Origin of the sequence: Clostridioides mangenotii TR (genome assembly GCF_000498755.1) — a bacterium.
GTDB lineage: Bacteria > Bacillota > Clostridia > Peptostreptococcales > Peptostreptococcaceae > Metaclostridioides > Metaclostridioides mangenotii_A.
In genome coordinates, this window is record NZ_AXUS01000001.1 from 84960 (window position 1) to 108312 (window position 23353).

Genomic DNA, 23353 nt, shown 5'->3' on the forward strand with positions numbered 1-23353 from the left:
TTTTATTCAAGTAGTCGATTTATGTATATCAAAACCTTAGGTGCTTTAGCCTAAGGTTTTTTGTTCTCAGATCGCCATATCTGTGTTCATAAATATAAGAGGAGGAGTAAATATGAGAAACAAAAAACTTTATACGATTTTGACTACGATATTTATATTTACAATGTTTACTATTGCAGGTTTTGCAGAGGAAGTCGATGTAGCACTTATTAATTCGCAAAAATATGGGGTGTTGACACTTATACCACCATTAGTCGCGATAGTTTTGGCATTTATGACTAAAAACGTAGTAATATCATTAATGATAGGAATAATGTCTGGAAGTTTTATACTTCAAATTAGTGGAAACAATGTTCTAATAGCATTTATCAAGTCATTTTTAGATCTTGTAAACAGAGCGGTAGAATCTCTATCGGACCCATGGAATGCGGGAATAATTCTACAGGTACTTGCAATAGGCGGTGTAATAAACCTAGTTGCAAAGATGGGGGGAGCAAGAGCTATTGCTGAATTACTTGCAAATAAAGCTAAGACAGCTAGAGGAACACAACTTATTACATGGTTTTTAGGTCTTTTAGTATTCTTTGATGACTATGCAAATTCATTGATAGTTGGACCGATAATGAGACCAGTATCCGATAAAATGAAGATTTCAAGAGAAAAATTAGCATTTATAATAGATTCGACGGCCGCTCCAGTAGCGGGTCTTGCCATAATTTCTACATGGATTGGTCTTGAGGTAGGGCTTATAAACGATGCTTTCAACAGTATTGGAATTCAAGTAGACGCATTTGGTGTATTTATTCAGACTATCCCTTTTAGATTTTACAATATATTAGTACTTGTATTTATAGTTATTTCAGCTGTGCTTCTTAAAGAATTTGGACCAATGAGAGATGCAGAGATAAGAGCTAGAAGACTAGATAGGTCAGTTGCAGAGCTAGCTACTAGTAAAGAAGAGGACGATTTAGCTCCTAAAGAGGGGGTTAAACTGAGCATTTGGAATGCAATAATTCCTATAGGGACATTAGTAGTAGTAGCTTTAATATCATTTTACTATAGTGGATACACAGAGATAATGGCTTCAGATGACACAACACTCATCAACTTACTTAATAATTCACCGTATTCATTTTCAGCTATAAAAGAAACTTTTAGTGCCTCAAATGCTTCTTTAGCATTATTCCAATCAGCATTTATAGCGAGTATTGTTGCAATAGTTATGGCTGTATCTAAAAAGATCTTTAATGTATCAGAAGCAATTGATGTATGGGTTGACGGTATGAAAACATTGGTTATAACAGGTGTAATATTAATACTTGCTTGGTCTTTAAGTTCAATTATAAAAGAGCTTGGAACAGCTAAATTCCTTATTAAATTATTGTCGGGATCGCTTCCAAACTTCTTATTACCATCGCTAATATTTATACTTGGAGCAATTATATCATTCGCAACAGGAACTGCTTATGGAACTATGGGTATTCTTATGCCGCTGGCGATACCTCTTTCATACTCAATGAATCCTGAAATGACTTATATACTAGCCAGTACAAGTGCTGTACTAACAGGAGCGATATTTGGTGACCACTGTTCACCTATATCTGATACAACAATTCTTTCATCTATGGGGGCGGGATGTAATCATATAGACCATGTAAAGACACAGATGCCTTATGCACTTTTTACAGCAGTAATAGCAGTTATATTTGGGTATATCCCAGTAGGACTTGGACTACCTATATATTTAGTTTTACCAGTTTCAATTGTAGCTGTATTTGCTGGAATTCAAATTTTAGGTAAAAAAGTAGATGTAGATGATGGTGTTGAAGATACAACTGAAAGCATAAAAATCTAACGAATTCCGATGTATCAAAATAAATGAATGAGTCAATGTATAAAGAGGAAGTTATCCAGTACAAGTACAGTTAAAGATTTATTCTCAGACTGTGGTGCTGGATATATTTATCCATTGCATTTTCCCCTATTTATATATTCTTTTGCTTTATTTAAAAAAATCTAAAAAAAAACTTGCAATATTGTCCAAAAGATAGTACACTATAAAAGTGGTAAAAATCACATAAGCGGATGTGGCGGAATTGGCAGACGCACTAGACTTAGGATCTAGCGCCTTTGGCGTGGGGGTTCGACTCCCTTCATCCGCACTACTAAAGCCCAAAGCTTAGATTACATTTAAGCTTTGGGCTTTTTATTTATTTGATGACTTTTATATTTCGAAATGCTAGAATAAATAGTGTATGAATAATAAAAAATATGGGAGTGATTTTATGAAAAATAAATATGCTTTTTTGCTAATGGGCCCTCATTATAATCCTGATGAGCACTATGCCTGCTTTGAAACCGAAAAACAAGTTACTTATATATGTGCAGTTAGAAATTTTAAAGAAGCTTACTTAAAAGCAGTAGATTTACAAAAAGATGGAGTAGGTGCAATAGAACTTTGTGGAGCATTTGGTGAAGGTGAGGCTCAAAAGATAATTGACCTTACAAACAACGAGGTAGCTATCGGATTTGTAGTACATAAGCCGGAGCAAGACAGCTTATTTAATAACTTCTTTTCTAAATTTTAATATGTGAGATAAGGCTTTCTAAAATAAATTATAGTTATTTTTTGTAAAGCCTTTTTTATTTATTTTTAAATAGGACATATAGTAGCAATATATAAAATGTACACTAGAAATGAGTTTAAACTAGATACTAAAGAAAGATAGATATCCATGCGGCAATACTGGAGGATGGATTCATTAAAGGATTTTGAATGAACATGAACTAGAGGATGCTTTGTTATTAATCAAAATTAGAAAAAAGCCTTTAAAAAAGTATAAATAAAATATTATAGCGTGAATATTAGATGATGTCTTAATATCCACGCTATGATATTTCTATTTAATTTTTTTACTTATATTAATAAAAATCATCAGTACTTGTACTAGAATAATAGCAATCAATCCTAAAATAGTAAAATAATAACTTGTGTAGCTCTCAACGCTAAAGGCGCATAAAAAGTAAAGGGATAATGATGAAAATACTATTAATGTTAATGAGCTAATTTTAGCTCGTTTTTTTATGAATAGTAAAATCGAAAATATAATCGATATAACTAATACTAAGCTAAAAATCTTTAATAAACCATCTAATGGATAGTTTGTAACCCATTCTATATTTTTAGACATAACATGTCTAACCATTCCCATTCTTGTTTCTGTAAAGTATTGAACAGCTATACAGTACACTATTAATGAAAACTGTAAAATGGCTAAGAGGTAATTGATAATTTTTTTCATAAAGTTTAAACCTACTTTCTTTTTTCTAGATTAATCTTATAAAATTTGAATAATTAAGTCAATATATACAGTCTTAATCTATTATTATATTGATAATAATAGATAGGTAGGAGATATTTGACGTATTGAAAAAAATAAATCTTATTTGATATAAGATCTTGGGATGAGTTTATTGGGAAACTAGCGGATATAGCTATATAAAAGAAGCAGGTACGCCTAAAGGGGCAGTATGGAGGCATGCCGGAAGTGACAAAATTATCTATATTTCTATAATCGTGCGTATAGTAATGATTTATCAACTATAGAGCACGCTTATTTTTGTATTAAATCTTACATAAAGAACTCAATTATTCAATTTAAATATAATTACACTATTTGGATATTATATTTTTTAAAATTCTCAATCCATTATCTAATTCACTAGCTTTGTATGTAGATGATAACGAAATACGCAAAAACTGTTTTTCATTATAATTTCCAACTAAAAAACGATTTGAATGATAAATACGCAGACCGTTTTCTGTAGCCTCTTTTTTAATTTCGGAAGAATTTAAATGGGGTTTTATAGGTAACCATCTAAAAAAGCTCAAAGGATTTTCATTTGGATTATATATATCAAAATATTTTTTATAAATGTTATTTCTATGTTTTATTATAGATTTTTTTTCTTCAATAATTCTATCAGCTACTCCAGTATTAATCATCTCAGAAATTATCTCTACATTTAATGCAGAGGTTTTTATATTAACGTTATATATTATCCTTTCTATTGTTGATGAAAATTTACTGGGAAATACCATAAACGCAACACGCAGTCCTGAACATAGAGACTTTGATGTACTACATATATATATTGAATTTTCTGGAACTAAACAAGTAATGGGTTTAAAATTTTGTGGTACAAGGAAAGTATATATATCGTCTTCAATTAAAATAAGATTATATTCACTTATAACATTAGCAATCTCTTTTCTACGTTCCATATTCATCAATATAGCAGTAGGATTACTACAAGATGGTATTAAGTACACTCCCTTTATATTGTTTAACATACACTGTGATTTTAACTCGTCAGGATTCATACCATACAGATCACCTTCTATTGGAATCAACTGAATATTTAGCATATTTGCCAATTCAATAACATTTGGGTATGTGTACATATCAATCGCAATTTTATCCCCTGGCTTAAAAAGAGAAATGAGAGAAAGTGTAATTGAATTTTGTGATCCAGAAGTTATAGCTATATTATCTAATTTTGCATTTAAGTTATATCGTTGTAACCAACTTTGTGCTGATAACTTATGATGTTTAAGTCCTGATGGATTACCATAATCTAATAAATTTTCTATACAACTTTTTGATAATACCTCTTTTGTTACGTTTGCAACAATTGAGTTAGTCTGGTCCAGTGGTCTTATAACACCTAATTCAATATAATTTTTTTCTATTTTGTTATCTGTTATAGATATATCACTGCTTGCATTTGGCGAAACAAAAGTTCCTCTCCCGATTACTGCATAAATTAAACCTTTCAACTCGCAGATTTTAAAAGCTCTTGTAATAGTACTAAGGTTTAAATCTATATAATCAGCCAACTCCCTTTGAGGTGGCAATTTTACATTAGGGGCAAGGCTACCATTTTTGATATCTTGTTCTAATAAATTAGCTATAGAGAGATAAAATGGTGATGATAATTGATCTTTTTTTGGCTTCCATGACATTGGATAATTTTCAAAAGAATTAACTGGCATATTGACCTCCTATAATATTGTATGCAATACAATTATGTCATTGTATGCATTATTTTGCAATGATATACTTTTATTAAATTTAGTTTGTATGCAAAAGGAGGTATTATTATGAAGTACTATGTTGCTGATGCATTTGCAAAAAAGGTATTTGAGGGTAATCCGGCTGGAGTTTGTGTTCTAGAAAGTCCGCTATCAGAAGATTTAATGCAGAAAATTGCTATTGAAAACAATCTTTCTGAAACAGCATTCGCAGTAAAAGTAAGTGATGGATACGATTTAAAGTGGTATACGCCTGGTGGTGAAGTAGACTTATGTGGACACGCAACTTTAGCGACGGCATTTATTATTACAAAATTTGTAGATACTGGCGTAGGTAAAATTTTATTTCATTCAATGAGTGGAGATTTAACTGTAACCAAAAAAGGAGATTTATTTGAAATGGATTTTCCAAGTATAATGCCAAAAGAATTTCCACTTACTGACCAAATGGTTGAAGCGTTAGGAGTAAAACCACTAGAGACTTATTTGAATAGAGATTTGGTTTTTGTTTTAGAAAACGAAGAAATGGTGCAAAATTTTGAACCTAATCTATCAAAATTAGAGAATTTACCAGATGGAATGGGAGTTCTTATAACAGCAAAAGGGAACAAACATGATTTTGTATCTAGAACTTTTTTCCCAAAAATTAAAGTTCCAGAGGATCCTGTATGTGGATCAGCGCACAGCAATTTTATACCATATTGGGCAAAACGTTTAGGAAAAGATGAAATGGTGGCAAGGCAGCTTTCTAAAAGAGGAGGTACTTTATACTGTAAATATAATGGTGATAGAGTATCTATAAGCGGTCACGCTTCATTGTATTCTATAGCCGAAATTTTTCCGGAATAACTTATAATCATCTATAAATAGGAGGAAATACAATGAAGATAGAAGAAAGAATCAAAGAGCTTGGAATTAGATTACCTGAAAACACAAAACCGGGGGGTATGTATGTACCTGTTAAGCATTTAGGAAATGCACTATTCGTGGCTGGACAAGTTCCTTTTGTAGATGGCAAATTAAAATATACCGGTAAAGTGGGAAAAGATAGAACTTTAGAAGAGGCGCAGGATGCAGCAAAAATTTGTATAATAAATTTGCTTGCAGCGGTAATGGATTATATAGGTGATTTAGACAAAATAGAAAATGTTATAAAATTACAAGCATTTGTAAGTAGTGAAGTTGGATTTACTGAGCAACATATAGTAGTAAATGCAGCATCTGAACTCTTATATGAAATATTTGGAGAACTCGGCAGACATGCACGTACTGCAGTAGGAACAAATCAGCTTCCTTTAGATGCAACAGTAGAGATAGAAGCTATTCTAGAGTACAAGTAGAATTATGTAACGACAGTTTTTAATAAACTGTCGTTTTTCTATTGACCAATTTTATGTGTAAACATTTAAGAGATCATAGATTTTAAATCGATCAGTTGGTTAAATAATTTTATCATGGATTTAGAAGAGTCAATAGTAAATAGCTTTCTAAGTTGATGCTTTCTAACGACAATGTACTAGTACTTGACGAAGCATATTTTTATAGGTAAGTCAACATTCGTCAATTACACTCCACCTCCCACAAGCATAATTCAATGTTAAGCATATCAACTTTTCACATTTCTTACTACATTATTTTTAATCACTAAACAATAGATAATTTAAATAGTAAAAAGATATATATAGATAATTTATATAGTAAGACAATTACCTTCTTACTTAATTGACTTTAAAGAAATTATTGCTTATAGTTTTATTGTACATTTGTATTTTATTGAATAATCAGATAGAAAAATGAGAGGATTTGGGTTATTGAAAGAAGCAATCATTATATTTACTAGAACCCCAATTCCGGGGAAAACAAAAACAAGGTTACAGGATTTTTTAACACCTATTGAATGTGCACAACTTCATAAAAACTTTATAAAGGATGTATATGTTTCTTGCAAAGATACTGGCAAGGATATTTTTATATTCTATACACCTGATGAAGGACTTGAAATACTTAGAAAGATATTTATTGATGAATTGAGGTATTATCCTCAAATAGGAAGTGATATTGGAGTTAGGATGGGAAATGCAATAGAAACAGTTCTCACACTTGGATATGATCGGTGTGTGTTGATTGGAACAGATATCCCGACTATAAAATCTAAGGATATAATTAGTGCACTATATAAACTTGATGATAGTGATATATCCTTAATACCTACTTATGATGGTGGCTACTGTTTGATTGGTATGAAAAAAAGTAATATGGATGTATTTATTCACCAATCCTATGGACACAGTGAGGTTATTGAAAATACGAAGCATAACTTAGATAAATTGGGACTTAGTTATTATTTATGTAACCCATGTTTAGATATTGATGAAAAAGAAGATCTGATCGAACTTTGGAACAATAAAAACAAAAAAGAATACTACTGCGGACATACACAAAAATATCTTGAGACAATCTCAAGCTTGTTCAGGTGAGGATGATAAAAATGAAAATAGATCAAATAAAAGAGTATATCAATAATAATGAAGTTAGAAAGTCATTAAATATACAATCTAATAAAGAGATTGATGTATCATTATTGGGACAAGGAGAGTATAATGTTAATTTTCTATTTATAAATCCTGATAATAATAAGAAGTTAGTACTTAGATTAAATACGGCAAGTCAAATGAATTTAGACAATCAAATCTCTTATGAGTTTAATGTATTAAAAATGCTTGAGTTGAGTGGAAGAACACCAAAGCCAATATTTGTTGACTCTAGTATGGATAAACTACCTTATGGTTTATTAGCAATGGAATTTCTTCCAGGAGTTCCATTAGACTATAAAACTGATTTAGAGATAGCTGCAAGTTGTTTGGCAGATATTCACAGTGTTGACTTTAACGAAAACAATCACCTCATTACTCCAAAGAACCCGTTAAAAGCAATATTTGTAGAGTGTGTGGAGATGTCATCAAAATATTTGAATTCAGATATCGGTGATGAAAATATAAAAATTATAATAAAAAGAATGATTGAAAAAAGTGAAAGAAGTGTTTTAAATATCGATGAAAATTTAAATAAATACAATATTATAAACACAGAACTTAATTCAGGAAATTTCCTGATCAATGGAAAGGGTAAGAATAATTATATTATTGATTGGGAGAAACCTATATTAGGAGAAGTTGAACAAGATCTGGGACATTTTCTTGCTCCTACAACAACATTCTGGAAGACAGATGTTATACTTACAAGAGCTGAGATGGAAGATTTTGTGAGAATGTACATAGAAAAAGTTAATGGCAGGTTTGAAACTAAAAATTTATGGGACAAACTAGAAAAATATATTATAATTACTTGTTTGAGAGGGATAACTTGGTGTTCAATGGCGTGGGTAGAATATCAAGACCCAGATAAACTGATAAGAAATGAGTTTACGTACAATAAGATAGAGAATTACTTAAAGGAAAGCTTTTTGTTAAACATTGAGGATGAGTACTTTAATAAATTATAAAGAATTTAAATTTGTAATACATAAAATACTGTATGAAAGAGGTTCTTATGAAGAGAAAAAGTAAAATTAAATTAATAACAGTTGGAATTATACTGCTTTTTTTATTAATTTATATGTTTGTACCCTCAGTTAAAGGTCAAATCACTGAAGTTGTCTATATTTTATCTAGTATGAATGTAGATGGAGTGATAGAGTATATTAGATCATTTGGTGCGTGGGCTGTAGTAATATCGTTTTTACTTATGATATTTCAGTCAATTGCTGCGCCGATACCTGCATTTTTAATAACATTTGCCAATGCAGCCATATTTGGTTGGTGGCAAGGGGCAATTTTATCGTGGACAAGTGCTATGGCTGGAGCTTCACTGTGTTTTTACATAGCAAATATACTTGGTAGGGATGCTGCAGAAAAATTGACAAGCAAAACAGCATTAGAAAGTGTAGACGGTTTTTTTGAAAAGTATGGTAAACATACTATATTGATATGTAGATTGCTTCCGTTTATGTCTTTTGATATCGTAAGTTATGCTGCTGGCCTTACTTCTATGTCGTTTATTTCTTTCTTTGTTGCTACAGGTATTGGTCAATTACCAGCAACTATTATATATTCTTATGTAGGTGGAATGCTTTCAGGAGGTGTTAAAAAACTAGTAATGGGACTTCTTATATTATTTGCAGTTTCAGTACTTGTTTTTATGATTAAGAAAATTTTTAATGATAAGAAAAAAATGGACAACGGTGCTCAAGAGTAGACGTGATTTGAAGGGATGATTTTATGTCAAAGAAAAATAAAAAGCTTATTGTTACTGTATCTTTAATTGCAGTATTTGTCGCAGTATATTTTATCTGCTTTAGAGATATAGGAGCTGAAGACATACGAAATTACGTGAATTCATATGGATATTGTGCTCCTATTATATACATTGTTCTATTTACATTTTTACCTATAGCTTTTTTTCCAGTACCAATACTGGCGCTCGCAGCTGGTTTAGCTTTTGGGCTTTGGAATGGGACATTTTATACAATTATAGGGGCTGGGCTAAATAGTGCAATAATGTATTATATGGCCAAGTTTATGGCAAAAGATTTAGTAGTAGAATTTCTTAAAGGTAAGTTGCCAGAAAAATGGTTGGATTTATTTGAAGAAGCGGATTCAAAGAGTGGATTTTTAGTGGTATTTGTGTTAAGACTAATACCTCTGGCTCCATATAATGTGATAAACTATGGAGCAGGGCTTACATCTATTAGTTTTAAAAATTATATTGTAGCGACCCTGATAGGGATACTTCCAGGGACATTGGTGTTTTTAAATATCGGGGACAAGGCTATAGATGTTAAAAATCCAGCATTTATAGTTTCAATAGCGCTCTTAGCGATGTTGACAGCTGGATCACTTTATTTGGCAAAAAAGGTTACTCCAAATAATTTTACTAATAAAAAATAAAATAGTTTGTGATTTTGAGGTGTTAGGTATTGAGGTTTTCGATAATTATTCCTGTGTTAAATGAAGAAAAAAATATAGGGTCAATAATTGACAATATATTAAAAGTTAAAGGGGATTATGAGATTGTATTTGTAGATGGTGGAAGCAATGACAATACAGTTTCTATTATAGGAGATAAATATAAGGTGATTTCATCTGAAAAAGGCAGAGCAAAACAGATGAATCAAGGTGTGTGCGAAAGTAAAGGGGAAGTTTTATTGTTTCTTCACAGTGACAGTATACTTCCAGAAAGCGCTCTAGAAGATATTGAGGAAGTACTTAAAGGCGGATACAGCGTTGGTTGTTTTAAAGTGAAATTTGACAGTAATAGGCTGCTTATGAAGTGTTGTGGTTTTATGTCAAATATGAGAGTTAGGTGTAGGCAGATAGTTTTTGGAGATCAAGGGATGTTTATTTATAGAGAAGACTTTTATAAGATTGGGGGATTTATGGACCTTCCTATTATGGAGGACTATCAATTTTCCCTTGAGGCTAAAAAACACTACTCTATCGGGCAGACTAAATCTAAGATAATAACATCTAGCAGGAGATTTATAAAAAAAGGTATTATTAAGACTATGTGGAAGATGCAGCGACTTCAGTGGATGTTTAGAAATGGTGAGGATATCGAGGAAATTGCTTCTATGTACAGAGATGTAAGATAAGGGCGATAATTAATAAATAAAAATGCTATTTTATTAAATTTATATAAGATTAAATATAGAGTTAGGAGAATTGATATGGAAACTTATTATAATAAAGAAGATTTAGGGAAATTTGGAACTATGGGAGAAAACGCTCCAGAACTATGGGAAAAGTTTATGGCGTACTATGGAGAGGTTTTTGAAGAAGGTGAGCTTACAGCTAGAGAAAAAGCTCTGATTGGGCTTGCTGTTGCTACAGCAGTTCAGTGCCCATACTGCATTGATTCATATACTCAGTCATGTTTAGAGCATGGAGTAAATCAAGAGCAAATGGTTGAAGCAATACATGTGTCTGCTGCTATAAAAGGTGGAGCGACTTTAGTGCATGGAGTTCAAATGAAAAATGTAGCTAAAGGGTTAGAGCTTTAATGCTATAAAACAAGGATAATTAAGAGTAAAATTAATACGAGTATAAATAAAGTGAGGGCTGAGAATGAGTAGAAACAATTTAGTTGATAATTTGGAGTATATACAAAAATTTACTGATAGAGTTGAAAATAAGGAATTGCTGTATACAAAGGGCTATTTGTCGACAATGCAGTTAAACATTGGTAAGCTTTGCAACTTAGCTTGTAAACACTGCCATGTCGAAGCAGGTCCCAACAGAACTGAGCTTATGACATTGGAGACAATGAAGGATTGTATGGACGTTTTTGAAGAAAATAATTTTTCTGTTTTAGATATAACAGGAGGAGCTCCAGAAATGAACCCAAATCTTAAGTACTTAATTGAAAGTGCAAGCAAACTCGGAAGTAAAATAATGGTTCGTTCAAATTTAGTGGTACTAGATGATCCAAAATACACTGATTTGATGGAGTTTTTCGCAAGCCATAAAGTTGAAATTGTCTGTTCGCTTCCTTATTACACTAAAAGCGATACAGATCGCCAAAGGGGTGAGGGAGTTTACGAAAATTCTATAAGTATACTAAAAAAATTAAATGAATTCGGATATGGAATTAAAGATGATCTTGTACTAAATCTTGTATATAATCCAGGAGGAGCATTTTTACCGCCATCGCAAGAAGCTATAGAGAGAGAGTATAAAGTTAAACTCGATAAAGATTGGGGAATTAAATTCAACAGCCTATTTGCGATAACAAATAACCCAATAGGTCGTTTTGGAATGTTCTTAGAAAGAACTAAAAATCTTCAAGGATATATGCAGAGACTTTCAGATAGTTTTAATTTAGGAACCGTTGAAAGTATGATGTGCAGAGATCAGATTTCTATAGGTTATGATGGTAAATTGTACGATTGTGATTTCAATCAAACATTAGAACTGATTACTGAGGGTATAAACAATATCAGCGATTTAAAAGGTAAAAAGATAGAGAGAAGAAAGATAAATGTTGGAAACCATTGTTACGCTTGTACAGCAGGAAGTGGCTCTAGCTGTGGAGGTACAACAGCTTAAACAAACTAAAAGGTTGTTTTAAAATTGGAATAATATCTAATTAAATAAAAGAACCCATTAAAGTAAATCTGAAAGTTATTTTTACTTTAATGGGTTCTTTTATTTAATTATGTAATGATTTTATAACATTTCCTCTAATATCTTTGTAGTTTCAGCAACAACCTTAGGGCAGAAAGTATTTAGCAAATTTTTTTCGTGAATTTTTTCGGCATCTTTAGGATCGCTTATATCGTATCCCAACAAGTTTTTACAGAGAACAGAGTCGTATTTTTTTAAAAATTCATATTTAAACTCCATAAGTTTTTGAATATTTAAACCTTTTGCCTCGCCATCATCCGGTAAGTAGTGACCGTACTTTAGTCCTATTGCCATAAGCGCACCTGTTACAGCACCACAAGTTTCCCCCTCGAACATGCCAGCTCCAAAGCATGCAGCTACTTTGTTTGCGGTTTCATTATCTATATCTAGTATTTCAGATGCGTTGCTGAGTACTATTTGAGCACAATCAAAACCTTTGGAAAACTGATATAAAACTTCTTTTTCATCCATAAAATAACCTCCTATACAAATCTCGTACATATCAAAATTGAGTATATATTAGGAGAATATGATTGTCAATATAATGAATATAGATATAATCTATACAAATATTTATATTATTAATGTAAAACTATACATCTTTAATATAATTAAGTTTGAAATATAATTTATACTAGTGAATGAAATAAAATAAAGGATTTTGGCTATTGATATAAAAATAACTGAGTTGACATTTGGGCTAAAAATTCATACAATTTATATACAAAGTATGTGATAAATTTTGATTTAAGCAATTTATTGAGCATAAAATAATTTCACAATATAACAATAAAGATTTTACATCTAAAGGTTAATTTAACGGTATATGAATATATAATTGCTACTTCATATATCTTTTTTTGTATAGGTATGTAAATTATTTTATAAACATTGAAATATATGAGTCAATATTTATTGTATGTTATACCTAATAATATTGAGGGGGTACTATAATGGAAGAACTAAAAAGAACTTCGCTTTATGATGCTCATAAGGAACTAGGCGCGAAACTAGTGGACTTCGCTGGTTGGGAAATGCCATTGGAATATGAGGGAATCAATAAAGAACATGAAATGGTTAGAAGCAGTGCTGGATTATTCGATGTATCACATATGGGTGAAGTAGAGGTAAAAGGTGAGAATTCTGAAGAGTTTCTACAGTACTTATTGACAAATGACTTTAGTAAGTTAAAAGAGAACTCTATTTCATACACTCCAATGTGTTATGAAAACGGAGGCGTTGTAGATGATTTATTAGTTTACAAGTTGGCTGATAAGCACTATATGCTGATTATAAACGCTTCAAATATAGATAAAGACTTAGAATGGATTGAAAAACACAGTATAAACTTTAATGTTGATATAAAGGATTGCTCTGGGGAAATATCTCTAGTGGCTATCCAGGGTCCTAAGGCACAAGAAATACTTCAGAAAGTTGTCGATATAGATTTAGAACCGATTAAATTCTATAAGTTTGCTCAGAGTGTTAAAGTGTGTGGAAGGTCTTGCTTAGTTTCTAGAACTGGATACACAGGGGAAGATGGGTTTGAAGTATATTGCGATAATAAAGATTTAAAGTCAGTTTGGGATGGTTTACTAGAGACTGGAGGGAAGGAAATATCACCTGCTGGGCTAGGAGCTAGAGATACTCTTAGGTTTGAAGCTGGACTCCCTCTGTACGGTCATGAGATTAGTGAGCATATATCTCCTGTAGAAGGTGGTATTGGATTCTTTGTTAAAGTTGATAAACCAAATTACATCGGTAAACAAGTACTTGAGCAAGAAAAAAAAGAGGGAAGTAAGAGAAAAATCATTGGATTTGAGATGAAGGGAAAAGGAATGCCAAGAGGCGGTTTTGATATAAAGATTGGCGATGAGACTGTCGGATTTGTCACTACTGGATGTGCATCTCCTACAACGGGTAAAATTTTAGGATTGGGATTAATAGATGCCCAGCATGTTGAGGTTGGAACAGAAATAGATATCGCTATAAGAAAGAGGGTCGTACCAGCTGTAATAGTTGGGAAACCTTTCTACAAAAAACAGTACAAAAAAGATGATGCAATAAAAGTCGTAGAAAAGAAGGATGATAATGTGTCAGTAAATATAAATAAATTTGAATACATACCAGCGACATTTGAAGATAAGGAAAAAATGCTAAGTGTAGTTGGATTAAAATCTACAGAGGACTTATTTTCAGATATACCAAAGGAAGTAAGACTTGGTAGAGAGCTAAATCTAGACAAAGCGAAATCAGAGCTAGAAGTCACTAAAATTATAAAAGGGCTTGCAGATGAAAATATAAACCTTGAAGACTTAGTTTGTTTTTTAGGGGCTGGATCTTACGATCACTACATTCCATCTGTAGTTAAACATGTGACAGGTAGATCAGAGTTTTATACTTCATATACACCTTATCAAGCAGAAATAAGCCAAGGAACTTTACAAGTTATATTCGAATTCCAATCAATGATAGCTGAAATAACAGGTATGGAAATTGCAAATGCGTCGATGTACGATGGTGCTACGGCATCTGTAGAGGGATGTATTATGTCCATGGCTCAAACTAAAAAAGATAAGATAGTAGTTGCTAAGAGCGCTCATCCGGAAACTCTTGAAATTCTACACACTTATTTAAGATTTAAAGACTGTGAAATAGTAGAAGTGGATTTCTCTGATGAATACGGATCTACTGATTTAGATAAACTTAGAAATGTAGTTGACGATAAAACTGCATGTGTGTTTGTTCAAACTCCAAACTTCTTTGGAATAATAGAAGATCTTAAAGAAATAGAGAAGATAACTCATGAAAATAAAGCAATGTTAGTAGTTGGAGTCGATCCTATATCTCTTGGAGTACTGAAGAGTCCTGGAGAATTGGGGGCAGATATAGTAGTTGGGGAAGCTCAATCGCTAGGAAACTCTATGAACTTTGGTGGACCATATGTAGGATTTATGGCAAGTAAATCAAAATATACAAGAAAAATGCCTGGTAGAATAGTCGGTCAGAGTATTGATAGTCATGGAAAACCTGCATACGTTTTAACTCTTCAAACTAGAGAGCAACATATAAGACGTGAAAAAGCAACTTCTAATATCTGTTCGAATCAAGCACTCAACGCTCTTGCTGCCTCTGTATACATGGCAACTATGGGTAAAGAAGGACTTAGGGAAGTTGGACTTCAGTCTATGAAAAAAGCACACTATACTCTAAATAAACTAGTGAAAACTGGAAAGTATAAGCCAACTTTTAAAGGGCAATTCTTTAAAGAGTTTGTAATTAAAAGTGAGAATAGTGTAGAAGATATAAATGAAAAACTTTTAGAAGGAAATATACTCGGCGGATATGATATAGAAAAGGATTTTAAAAATTATAAAAACTCTTCTTTGATTTGTGTCACTGAAAAGAGAAGCAAAGATGAAATACATAAATTAGTTGAAATAATGGAGGGGATATAATGAAGAATTATAATAGTTTACTTATAGATATTTCTAAAAAAGGTAGAAAAGCTTATTCACTTCCAAAATTGGATATCGACAATATAGACCTGACAGATATGGTAGATGCTGATTTGATAAAAGAAACTGAACTTGGTTTGCCAGAAATAAGTGAGGTAGATCTTATAAGACACTACACTCAATTATCTAATAAAAACTTTGGAGTAGATACAGGATTTTATCCTCTTGGATCTTGCACGATGAAGTACAATCCTAAAATAAATGAAGATATGGCTAGAATACCCAGCTTTACAGAATTACATCCTTACCAACCAGTAGATACAGTTCAAGGTTCACTAGAACTTATGTACAATTTAACTCAGATGTTGTGTGAGGTTACAGGTATGGACGATGTAACACTTCAACCATCTGCAGGTTCTCACGGAGAGCTTACAGGACTTATGCTTATTAAAGAGTACCATCTGAATAGAGGAGATACTAAAAGAACAAAGGTAATAATACCTGATGCAGCTCATGGTACAAATCCTGCTAGTGCTGCTATGGCAGACTTCGATGTTGTACAAATAAATTCAAATAAAGACGGATCAGTAAATATGGAAGAGCTAAAATCTATATTAAATGATGAGATTGCTGCTTTAATGCTTACAAATCCTAGTACTCTTGGATTATTTGAGGAAAACATAAAGGAAGTAGCAGAACTTGTGCACGAAGCTGGCGGTCTTCTTTACTACGATGGGGCAAATATGAATGCTATTATGGGAATAACTAGACCAGGGGATATGGGATTTGATGTTGTTCACCTAAATATACACAAAACTTTCTCAACACCACACGGTGGAGGGGGTCCAGGAAGTGGTCCAGTTGGAGTTAAAAAAGAGTTAATTCCATTCTTACCGGTACCCACAATCGAAAAGATAGATGGAAGATATGAATTAAACTACAATAGAGAGAAAACAATAGGTAAGATTAAAAACTTCTATGGAAACTTTGGGGTATTGGTAAGGGCGTATACATATATTCTGACAATGGGTGGCGATGGACTTAAAGAAGCCAGCACAATGGCAGTTCTCAATGCCAACTACATCAAAGAAAGTTTAAGAGACGACTATATATTGCCAATCGATAGAGTTTGTAAACATGAGTTTGTACTTGGAGGACTTCCTAGGGGAGAAGCAAATATTAAAACTTTAGATATTGCAAAGAGACTTCTTGACTACGGATACCATCCACCAACAATTTACTTCCCGCTTATCATAAAAGAAGCGCTTATGATTGAGCCTACAGAGACAGAGAGTTTAGAGACTATAGATGAATTTATAGTTGCAATGAAGCAAATAGCTAAAGAAGCTGAAGAAAACCCTGAAATATTAAAGAATTCACCTCACAATACCATTGTGGGTAGAATTGATGAGGCAAGAGCGGTTAAGAAACCAATACTGACTTGGAAACAAATAGAAGCTTAATTGTCGCTACAATCGAAAAATCAATAAGCTTTGTAGTTTAAAGCTTTAAGGAAGATGTAAAAATTATAGGGATACAATGAAGCATATGCATCTGCTTTATTGTATCCCTTATTGTTTTGTATATCTTTACTTCAGTTACTTAATTAAAAAGGTAGATAAATATAAATAATTTATCTACCTTTTATATTTGAAAAATAGACCTAACAAAATATTGGTTCTTTTATTAGGTTACCTTGTACATATCTATCTACTATATTTCTATCGTCTCCAATGTATATAAATCGTTCAAGTCTTTCTAATATGGAGTAATTATCGTGATTTAGGTTGCAATCGTCGATTACTAATGCGTCAAAATCAAAGCCTTCTTCAAAGCTACCTACCTTGCCGAAGAAATTTCCACCGCTCTTTGTAGCCATGTAAAACGCTTCTGATAGTGTTAAGAAGTCGTACTCTTTATCTGAGTTAACCCACCATAGTTTTGATACTTGAATTGCTGAAACTATTGCATCAAATATCGATAGTGAATGTCCTCCACTGATATCTGACCCCAACGATACTTTTACACCGTTATTCATTAATTTTCTTACTGGCGAAATTCCACTTCCAACATTGAAGTTTGATGCTGGGCAGTGAACTACTGTTACGCCGTTTTCCTTCATCAATTCTACCTCTTCGTCAGATGAGTACACACAGTGTGCCATAAGCGTAGGAGTTTGACCGAATAGGTTGTATTGATTGTAAGCATCGCCGTAAAACTTTGACTTTGGCTCAAGCTCTTTTACCCATTCAATTTCACCTAGGTTTTCTGATAGATGAGACTGGCTCGGTACATTATATTTTATACATAAATCTCCAAGACCTTTCAGGAGATCGCTTGTACAGCTTGGTACAAATCTAGGTGTAATTATAGGTTTTACAATTGAATTTTTATTACTGTATTCTTTTAGTATTTCCTCAGTATCTTTTAGAGATTTTATTGTATCTTCAAGCAAAGGATCTGGACAGTTCATATTCATGTTAACTTTTCCAACGTACGCACCAAGTCCTGCCTTCTCAAATAAATTCATAAGCTCTCTAGTAGAATCTTTATGAACTGTAGCAAAGATAGATGCTCTAGTCGTACCTGCTCTCCACATCTCTTTTACAAATTTTGGGTACATGTTTTTTGCATAGTCGGTACTTTCGTATTTTGATTCTTCTGGGAATGTATAACTGTTTAACCATGGCAGAAGTTCTTTGTCCATAGCCATACCTAAGTTTCTAAACTGCGGTGCATGACAATGTAAGTCATTCATACCAGGTATTATTATTTTGTCAGTATAATCTATTAAATTGATATTTGAGTATTCGCTTGGAAGTTCATCGAATATTCCTTTAGTTTTACCGCCTTCTATAACTATATAGTTGTTTTCATATACTTTAAACTCTTTTGGAGTTTCAGTGAAAACTATATTTCCTTTTAGTATTTTAATCATGTTAGACTCCTTATATATATTAATTATATTTTAAAAGTGTACATTAAAACAAATTAATTAGATTAAATTCGTATATATGGGTATTATAACATAATTTTAAGACCTTAAGGACTCAATTTTGTAGAATTAAGTAGTAGAATTGAAAAATTTGAAAGATCTTGTTTGTTATACTTTTTTTAACAGTACATTTTATGATACAATGGGTAGAAAGAGTAAATTAGGAGTGTAAAAAATTGACGCTAAATAGAGAAAATTGGAACAAAAATTCTTATATAGATCTTTTAAAGTACATTGAAGATTTACAGGAAGCCGAGTACAGGGATTTCAATAAAAAACTTATTCCTGGAGAAGAACATATACTAGGCATTAGAATGCCAGTTTTAAGAAAGATATCTAAAGAAATTATCGAAGGGAATTGGAGAGAGTATCTACGCGTTTGCGAAGATACATATCATGAAGAACTACTACTGCAAGCGATAATTATATCAAGTAATAAGAGTGAATATTATGAAGTAGAAAAATATATAGTAGAGTTTTTACCTAAGATTAGAAATTGGTCAATATGCGATACATTCTGTTCGGGATTGAAAGTAGCTAAACTAAATAAGGAAAGGGTATACAAACTTGTCAAAGGAAATATCTATTCAGAAAATTCTTGGCAGGTCAGATTTGCTATTGTGATGCTTTTGGAATATTATATAGATGAAGCATACTTAAAGGATATATTTAGTTTTTGCGATGATATTAATTCAGAGGCATATTATGTTCAAATGGCAATAGCCTGGTTAATATCTATGTGTTATGTGAAATTTGAGGGAGAAACTTTAGATTATCTGAACAATAACAACTTAGATAATTTTACTTATAATAAAGCTCTACAAAAAATTGTAGAGTCATACCGTGTAGATAATGAAAAAAAGAAGATAATAAGAAGTATGAAGAGAAAAACTAGAAATTAAAAAATTATGGAGGTCTTTAGATGGACGGAAACGAAAGAATCGATAACTTTTTAAAACTTCAAGAAAAAAATTTAAAATTTGTTGATATATCGAAAGAACTTGGAATAAGTCAGAGCACTTTAAGAACCTTTCTAAATAAAAGAGGATATAAGTCCATAAAAGGCAAATATATATTAAAAAATGATTTAAATGACAAAGTTGAAGATAAGTTAAATGACAAAAAAGGTAACAATATAGAAAAAAATGCAGAACAACTTGATTTCGCTAATGTAGCAAAAATCGATGCTGTTAAAGAAAATAGCAATACTAAAGTTAAAAACCAAGCCAAAGTAAAAAAAGAAGAAGTGACAAATAAAGATGATAAAAAAGTACAGTCAAATATTAAAAAACAAGTATCAAAAAAAGAAACAACAAAGCAGACAACTGATAAGACAGTAAACAACAAGATAACTAGCAAGCAGACAAAGACTAAACAAGCAGAAAATAAAACATCAACTAGTAAAAATACAACAACTAAACAATCTGCTTCTAAGCAAGCAACTAAAAATGAGTCTATAAAAAAAGATAGTGAAAAAGAAAACTCTGTTAAAAAAGATACTGTAAAGAAAACAAAAACAAGAGTTGATAGAAAAATAAATGTGACTCAAGAAGACTTGGATAAGTTATGCGAGGTGTATGATTGGTATTTGCAAGTTAAAGATTACGCCAATGATAATTTAAACAAAATTAAAAAGTCTGATGAAAAAGAAATATTCGTTGAAGATGATAAGTTAGAAGAAATTAAATCAACATCTATTAGGGTAGATATAAATACATGGAATGAATTTGATAGATTATGTAGTAATTCGAAATATAGCAAGTCGGTGATATTGACACAGGCATTAAAGGATTTTATGAAAAAAATAAGGATCTGCTATAAAAAATAATATCCACAAGAGGTGCTAAGACAATGAAAACATCAAAAATTGTTTATATAGTATTATCTTTGGTTGTAATCACTTTTTCAGTAAGTGCTTGCAGGCAAAGTAGTGATACAAGTAAAAAAATAGAAATAAAACAAGATGAAGAAGATAATATTGATATCGATAAAAATAATGCAGAAGCCATTAATATAGAAAAGATTAAATTTGATGACGTGGATAAAGACACTACTAACAAAAGATTGACAAGAACAAAGGTAGAAAATAATTCTATTTTTAATCTTTCAAAAATTAAGCTAGTGTACAGTGAGTACGATAGAAATGGTAACTTAATTTCAACAGATTCAAGTGCTTTTCTTGGTATTACATTGCGTCCAGGAGAAACTGCGTATGTTGATTTAGAGCATAAAGAATTTGCAAATATTATCGAGATTACATCTTACGGTTATATTGCTGAAGGAAAAAGAGTTAGTGTCGACATGAGAGACAACAAGATTGACATTAAAAAAATAAATATTGTTACTGAAAATAGCAAATCGTACGAGACTTTAGTACTATCTGACTTCAAAAAGCTTAACGATGCAGAAGAGGGAAACACTTATAGTTTGAAAGTAAAAAACTCGTCTGCTAAAGATCTTGGTAATCTGATATTAAAGGTAGCTGAAATTAATGAAAATGGTGATTATATTAATTTGGAGCATATAGCCTATAATAGTGTATTAAAGGCATCTGAAGAAGCAGAGATAGAAGTTATAAGCTCAAAAGAGACAACAAAATTAGAAGTAGTTGGTTATATATACAATGATACTGACCAAAACTTAAATGTAGATATAGATTTTAAATCGCATAAGGCTATAATAGACTAGGCAGCATTAATATTATTGGAGGAAACAATGAAAATTCTAATTGTCGAAGATAATAAAGAACTTTTAGAGACCATTTCAAGTGAACTTAACAATTTTTTTGAAACAGAAGTCAGCAGAGATGGCGAAGAAGCATTATACTTGATTAATCAAAAGATATACGATTTAATTGTACTAGACCTAATGCTTCCGAATCTAGGAGGTATGGAAATTCTTAAATCTATGAGGGACAATAATATTGAAGTTCCAGTTTTGATCCTTACTGCAAGAGAAGAGTTAGATGACAAAGTTGAGGCATTTAAAATAGGTGCGAACGACTATCTTACGAAGCCATTTTATATGGAAGAACTTGTTGCACGAGTGTATGCAATTTTAAGGACAAATGGCAAAATTAAAGATGAAAACTCTCTAAAATTTAAAGAGCTGTATATGGATTTAAGCAAAAAGAAAGTATTTATCAATGATGAAGAAATAGAGCTTCAAAATAAGCAATTTAATCTTTTAGAGTATTTTTTGCTAAATAAAGGTTCTATTTTGCTTAAAGAGCAGATATACGACAGAATATGGGGTATAGATTCTGATGCTACAATTGAGATTGTAGAAGTTTACGTGAGCAATCTCAGAAAAAAACTCAGCAAATTTAATTACGACAAATATATAAAAACTAAACGCAAGGTAGGTTATATGTTTGATGATAAATAAAAATATATTTTCTGAAACTAAAAATAACTTAATTAAGATGTACACATTGGTAGTTGGAAGCTTTATGATAATTTTTTCGTTTTTTATTTTCTTATATTTCACGGCTATGACTTATGGTAGTGTAGATAATGAGATCAAAGATGAATACAATTATATAATGATGCAACTAAAGAGTACATCTTTTTTTGAGCCTATCAGACTTGAGGATCCAAAAGATATGGTTTATGTCTATGAAAATGATAGAATTAGATACTACACGCAAAACGAGTATTTTGATGAAATACTCCCAAATATTGATAGTGAGAAAATTAATGACTTTTATAAATACACAAAAAATGGACATACATTTAGAGCTTTAAGTGTAGTAGAAGGAAAATACAAAATACAGATTATAAGAAATATTGATTCGGAGCTAAATTCTAGAAGACAAATTACATCTGCAATTTTGATCGCCGTATTGGCATCTATAGTAATAACATATTTTGTTGCAGTTTATCTTACTAGAAAGGCATTAGTTCCAATTGAAAACGTATGGAAGAATCAAGCTAAGTTCATTCAAGATGCCTCTCATGAGCTTAGAACGCCAATAACAATAGCTTCATCTAAGTTAGAAAGTGTGCTTAAGCACCCAGACAATACTATTAGTGATGAAGTCGAAAAAATAGCAATTGCTATGAAAGAGACAAGAAAAATTAAAAAGATGGTAAATGATCTGTTGAACCTAAGCAAAGAAGATACAATTGTAAATATCAATCTAAAAAAAGTAGATTTAGTATCTCTTATTAAAGAAATAGCAGATGATTATATAGATATAGCAGAAATTCAAAAAAAGAATTTTAAGTTCGAATCTGATTTTGAGGAGTTGTTTATAGATACTGATCAAAATAAACTTAGAAATTGTATACTTGTATTTATTGATAACGCATTTAAATATACTAAAGCTGGAGACAGTATTTTTATAATTTTGAAGGAAAACCTATCGGTAGGTGGACTAAGTATCTATATAAAAGACACTGGATGTGGAATTAAAAATAGTGAAATTCCTTATATATTTGATCGGTTTTTCAGAAGTGAAAACGTTAGAGATAAAGATATTGATGGTTCTGGTATAGGTTTATCAATTGCAAAATTAATCAGCAAAAATTTATCAATAAAAATAAATGTTAATTCAAAGTTAGGCGAGGGAACGGAGTTTGAATTGATAGTTCCATATAATAATATATAAAATTTAAAAATT

The 23353-nt window shown here is 31.5% G+C and carries 21 protein-coding genes and 1 tRNA gene; 19 read left to right on the forward strand and 3 right to left on the reverse strand.

The genetic code is table 11. The annotated features are described in order from the left end of the window. Window positions 1–112 precede the first annotated feature (112 nt). From T473_RS0100365 to T473_RS0100375, 3 genes are all read left to right on the forward strand, one after another. On the forward strand, window positions 113–1855 hold the full coding sequence (locus tag T473_RS0100365) for a Na+/H+ antiporter NhaC family protein (protein WP_024620107.1): 1743 nt from the start codon (window positions 113–115) through the stop codon (window positions 1853–1855). 226 nt (window positions 1856–2081) lie between these two features. After that, window positions 2082–2162 (forward strand) — tRNA-Leu (locus tag T473_RS0100370). Window positions 2163–2285: 123 nt separating this feature from the next. Further along, entirely contained in the window at window positions 2286–2588 is a 303-nt protein-coding gene (locus T473_RS0100375) for a DUF6506 family protein (RefSeq protein ID WP_024620108.1), read from the forward strand. A 1085-nt stretch (window positions 2589–3673) separates the two neighbouring features. Here T473_RS0100375 and T473_RS0100385 read toward each other — a convergent pair. Next, complete coding sequence (locus T473_RS0100385; RefSeq protein ID WP_024620110.1) at window positions 3674–5056, reverse strand: aminotransferase-like domain-containing protein; 1383 nt, start codon at window positions 5054–5056, stop codon at window positions 3674–3676. A gap of 108 nt (window positions 5057–5164) precedes the next feature. Here T473_RS0100385 and T473_RS0100390 point away from each other — a divergent pair, with 108 nt between their 5' ends. The 9 genes from T473_RS0100390 to arsS all read left to right on the forward strand — a co-directional run bounded on the left by T473_RS0100390 (window position 5165) and on the right by arsS (window position 12198). Beyond that, window positions 5165–5944: a PhzF family phenazine biosynthesis protein gene (locus T473_RS0100390; protein ID WP_024620111.1), complete on the forward strand. Its 780-nt coding sequence runs from the start codon at window positions 5165–5167 to the stop codon at window positions 5942–5944. Window positions 5945–5976: 32 nt separating this feature from the next. Further along, a complete protein-coding gene (locus T473_RS0100395; RefSeq protein WP_024620112.1) occupies window positions 5977–6435 on the forward strand; it encodes a RidA family protein in 459 nt (152 codons plus the stop codon). 471 nt (window positions 6436–6906) lie between these two features. Beyond that, window positions 6907–7572 (forward strand): TIGR04282 family arsenosugar biosynthesis glycosyltransferase, encoded by a 666-nt coding sequence (locus T473_RS0100400; RefSeq protein WP_024620113.1) that lies wholly within the window; start codon window positions 6907–6909, stop codon window positions 7570–7572. Window positions 7573–7583: 11 nt separating this feature from the next. Next, on the forward strand, window positions 7584–8597 hold the full coding sequence (locus T473_RS0100405) for an aminoglycoside phosphotransferase family protein (RefSeq protein ID WP_024620114.1): 1014 nt from the start codon (window positions 7584–7586) through the stop codon (window positions 8595–8597). A gap of 47 nt (window positions 8598–8644) precedes the next feature. Next, complete coding sequence (locus T473_RS0100410) at window positions 8645–9349, forward strand: TVP38/TMEM64 family protein (protein ID WP_024620115.1); 705 nt, start codon at window positions 8645–8647, stop codon at window positions 9347–9349. A gap of 23 nt (window positions 9350–9372) precedes the next feature. After that, window positions 9373–10041 (forward strand): TVP38/TMEM64 family protein, encoded by a 669-nt coding sequence (locus T473_RS0100415; protein WP_024620116.1) that lies wholly within the window; start codon window positions 9373–9375, stop codon window positions 10039–10041. A gap of 29 nt (window positions 10042–10070) precedes the next feature. Then, window positions 10071–10745: a TIGR04283 family arsenosugar biosynthesis glycosyltransferase gene (locus tag T473_RS0100420; RefSeq protein WP_024620117.1), complete on the forward strand. Its 675-nt coding sequence runs from the start codon at window positions 10071–10073 to the stop codon at window positions 10743–10745. Between the two features lie 75 nt (window positions 10746–10820). Beyond that, window positions 10821–11153 carry an arsenosugar biosynthesis-associated peroxidase-like protein gene (locus T473_RS0100425; protein ID WP_024620118.1) on the forward strand — a complete coding sequence of 111 codons (333 nt, stop codon included), beginning with the start codon at window positions 10821–10823 and terminating at the stop codon, window positions 11151–11153. A 64-nt stretch (window positions 11154–11217) separates the two neighbouring features. Then, entirely contained in the window at window positions 11218–12198 is a 981-nt protein-coding gene (gene arsS / locus T473_RS0100430) for an arsenosugar biosynthesis radical SAM (seleno)protein ArsS (RefSeq protein WP_024620119.1), read from the forward strand. A 120-nt stretch (window positions 12199–12318) separates the two neighbouring features. Here the strand turns inward: arsS and T473_RS0100435 are convergent, their stop codons facing one another. Further along, a complete protein-coding gene (locus T473_RS0100435; RefSeq protein ID WP_024620120.1) occupies window positions 12319–12747 on the reverse strand; it encodes a C-GCAxxG-C-C family protein in 429 nt (142 codons plus the stop codon). Window positions 12748–13229: 482 nt separating this feature from the next. Here T473_RS0100435 and gcvPA point away from each other — a divergent pair, with 482 nt between their 5' ends. After that, window positions 13230–15734 carry an aminomethyl-transferring glycine dehydrogenase subunit GcvPA gene (gene gcvPA / locus T473_RS19485; RefSeq protein WP_024620121.1) on the forward strand — a complete coding sequence of 835 codons (2505 nt, stop codon included), beginning with the start codon at window positions 13230–13232 and terminating at the stop codon, window positions 15732–15734. Continuing rightward, a complete protein-coding gene (gcvPB, locus tag T473_RS0100445) occupies window positions 15734–17197 on the forward strand; it encodes an aminomethyl-transferring glycine dehydrogenase subunit GcvPB (RefSeq protein ID WP_024620122.1) in 1464 nt (487 codons plus the stop codon). The genes gcvPA and gcvPB overlap by 1 nt, the downstream gene beginning before the upstream one ends. Window positions 17198–17397: 200 nt before the next feature. On the opposite strand, the gene T473_RS0100450 is transcribed toward gcvPB, so the two are convergent. Further along, window positions 17398–18672: an amidohydrolase family protein gene (locus T473_RS0100450; protein ID WP_024620123.1), complete on the reverse strand. Its 1275-nt coding sequence runs from the start codon at window positions 18670–18672 to the stop codon at window positions 17398–17400. 233 nt (window positions 18673–18905) lie between these two features. Here T473_RS0100450 and T473_RS0100455 point away from each other — a divergent pair, with 233 nt between their 5' ends. Genes T473_RS0100455 through T473_RS0100475 form a run of 5 tightly spaced genes read left to right on the forward strand, consistent with a single transcriptional unit; the run spans window position 18906 to window position 23341 of the window. Next, window positions 18906–19631: a DNA alkylation repair protein gene (locus tag T473_RS0100455; protein ID WP_024620124.1), complete on the forward strand. Its 726-nt coding sequence runs from the start codon at window positions 18906–18908 to the stop codon at window positions 19629–19631. Between the two features lie 20 nt (window positions 19632–19651). Further along, window positions 19652–20557, forward strand: coding sequence for a hypothetical protein (locus tag T473_RS0100460; protein WP_024620125.1), 906 nt, complete (start codon window positions 19652–19654; stop codon window positions 20555–20557). Window positions 20558–20580: 23 nt separating this feature from the next. Continuing rightward, window positions 20581–21417 carry a hypothetical protein gene (locus T473_RS0100465; protein ID WP_024620126.1) on the forward strand — a complete coding sequence of 279 codons (837 nt, stop codon included), beginning with the start codon at window positions 20581–20583 and terminating at the stop codon, window positions 21415–21417. Between the two features lie 27 nt (window positions 21418–21444). Then, window positions 21445–22116 (forward strand): response regulator transcription factor, encoded by a 672-nt coding sequence (locus T473_RS0100470; RefSeq protein ID WP_024620127.1) that lies wholly within the window; start codon window positions 21445–21447, stop codon window positions 22114–22116. Further along, window positions 22106–23341, forward strand: a complete 1236-nt coding sequence (locus T473_RS0100475) for a sensor histidine kinase (protein ID WP_024620128.1) — start codon at window positions 22106–22108, stop codon at window positions 23339–23341. The genes T473_RS0100470 and T473_RS0100475 overlap by 11 nt, the downstream gene beginning before the upstream one ends. The last annotated feature ends 12 nt before the right edge of the window (window positions 23342–23353 follow it).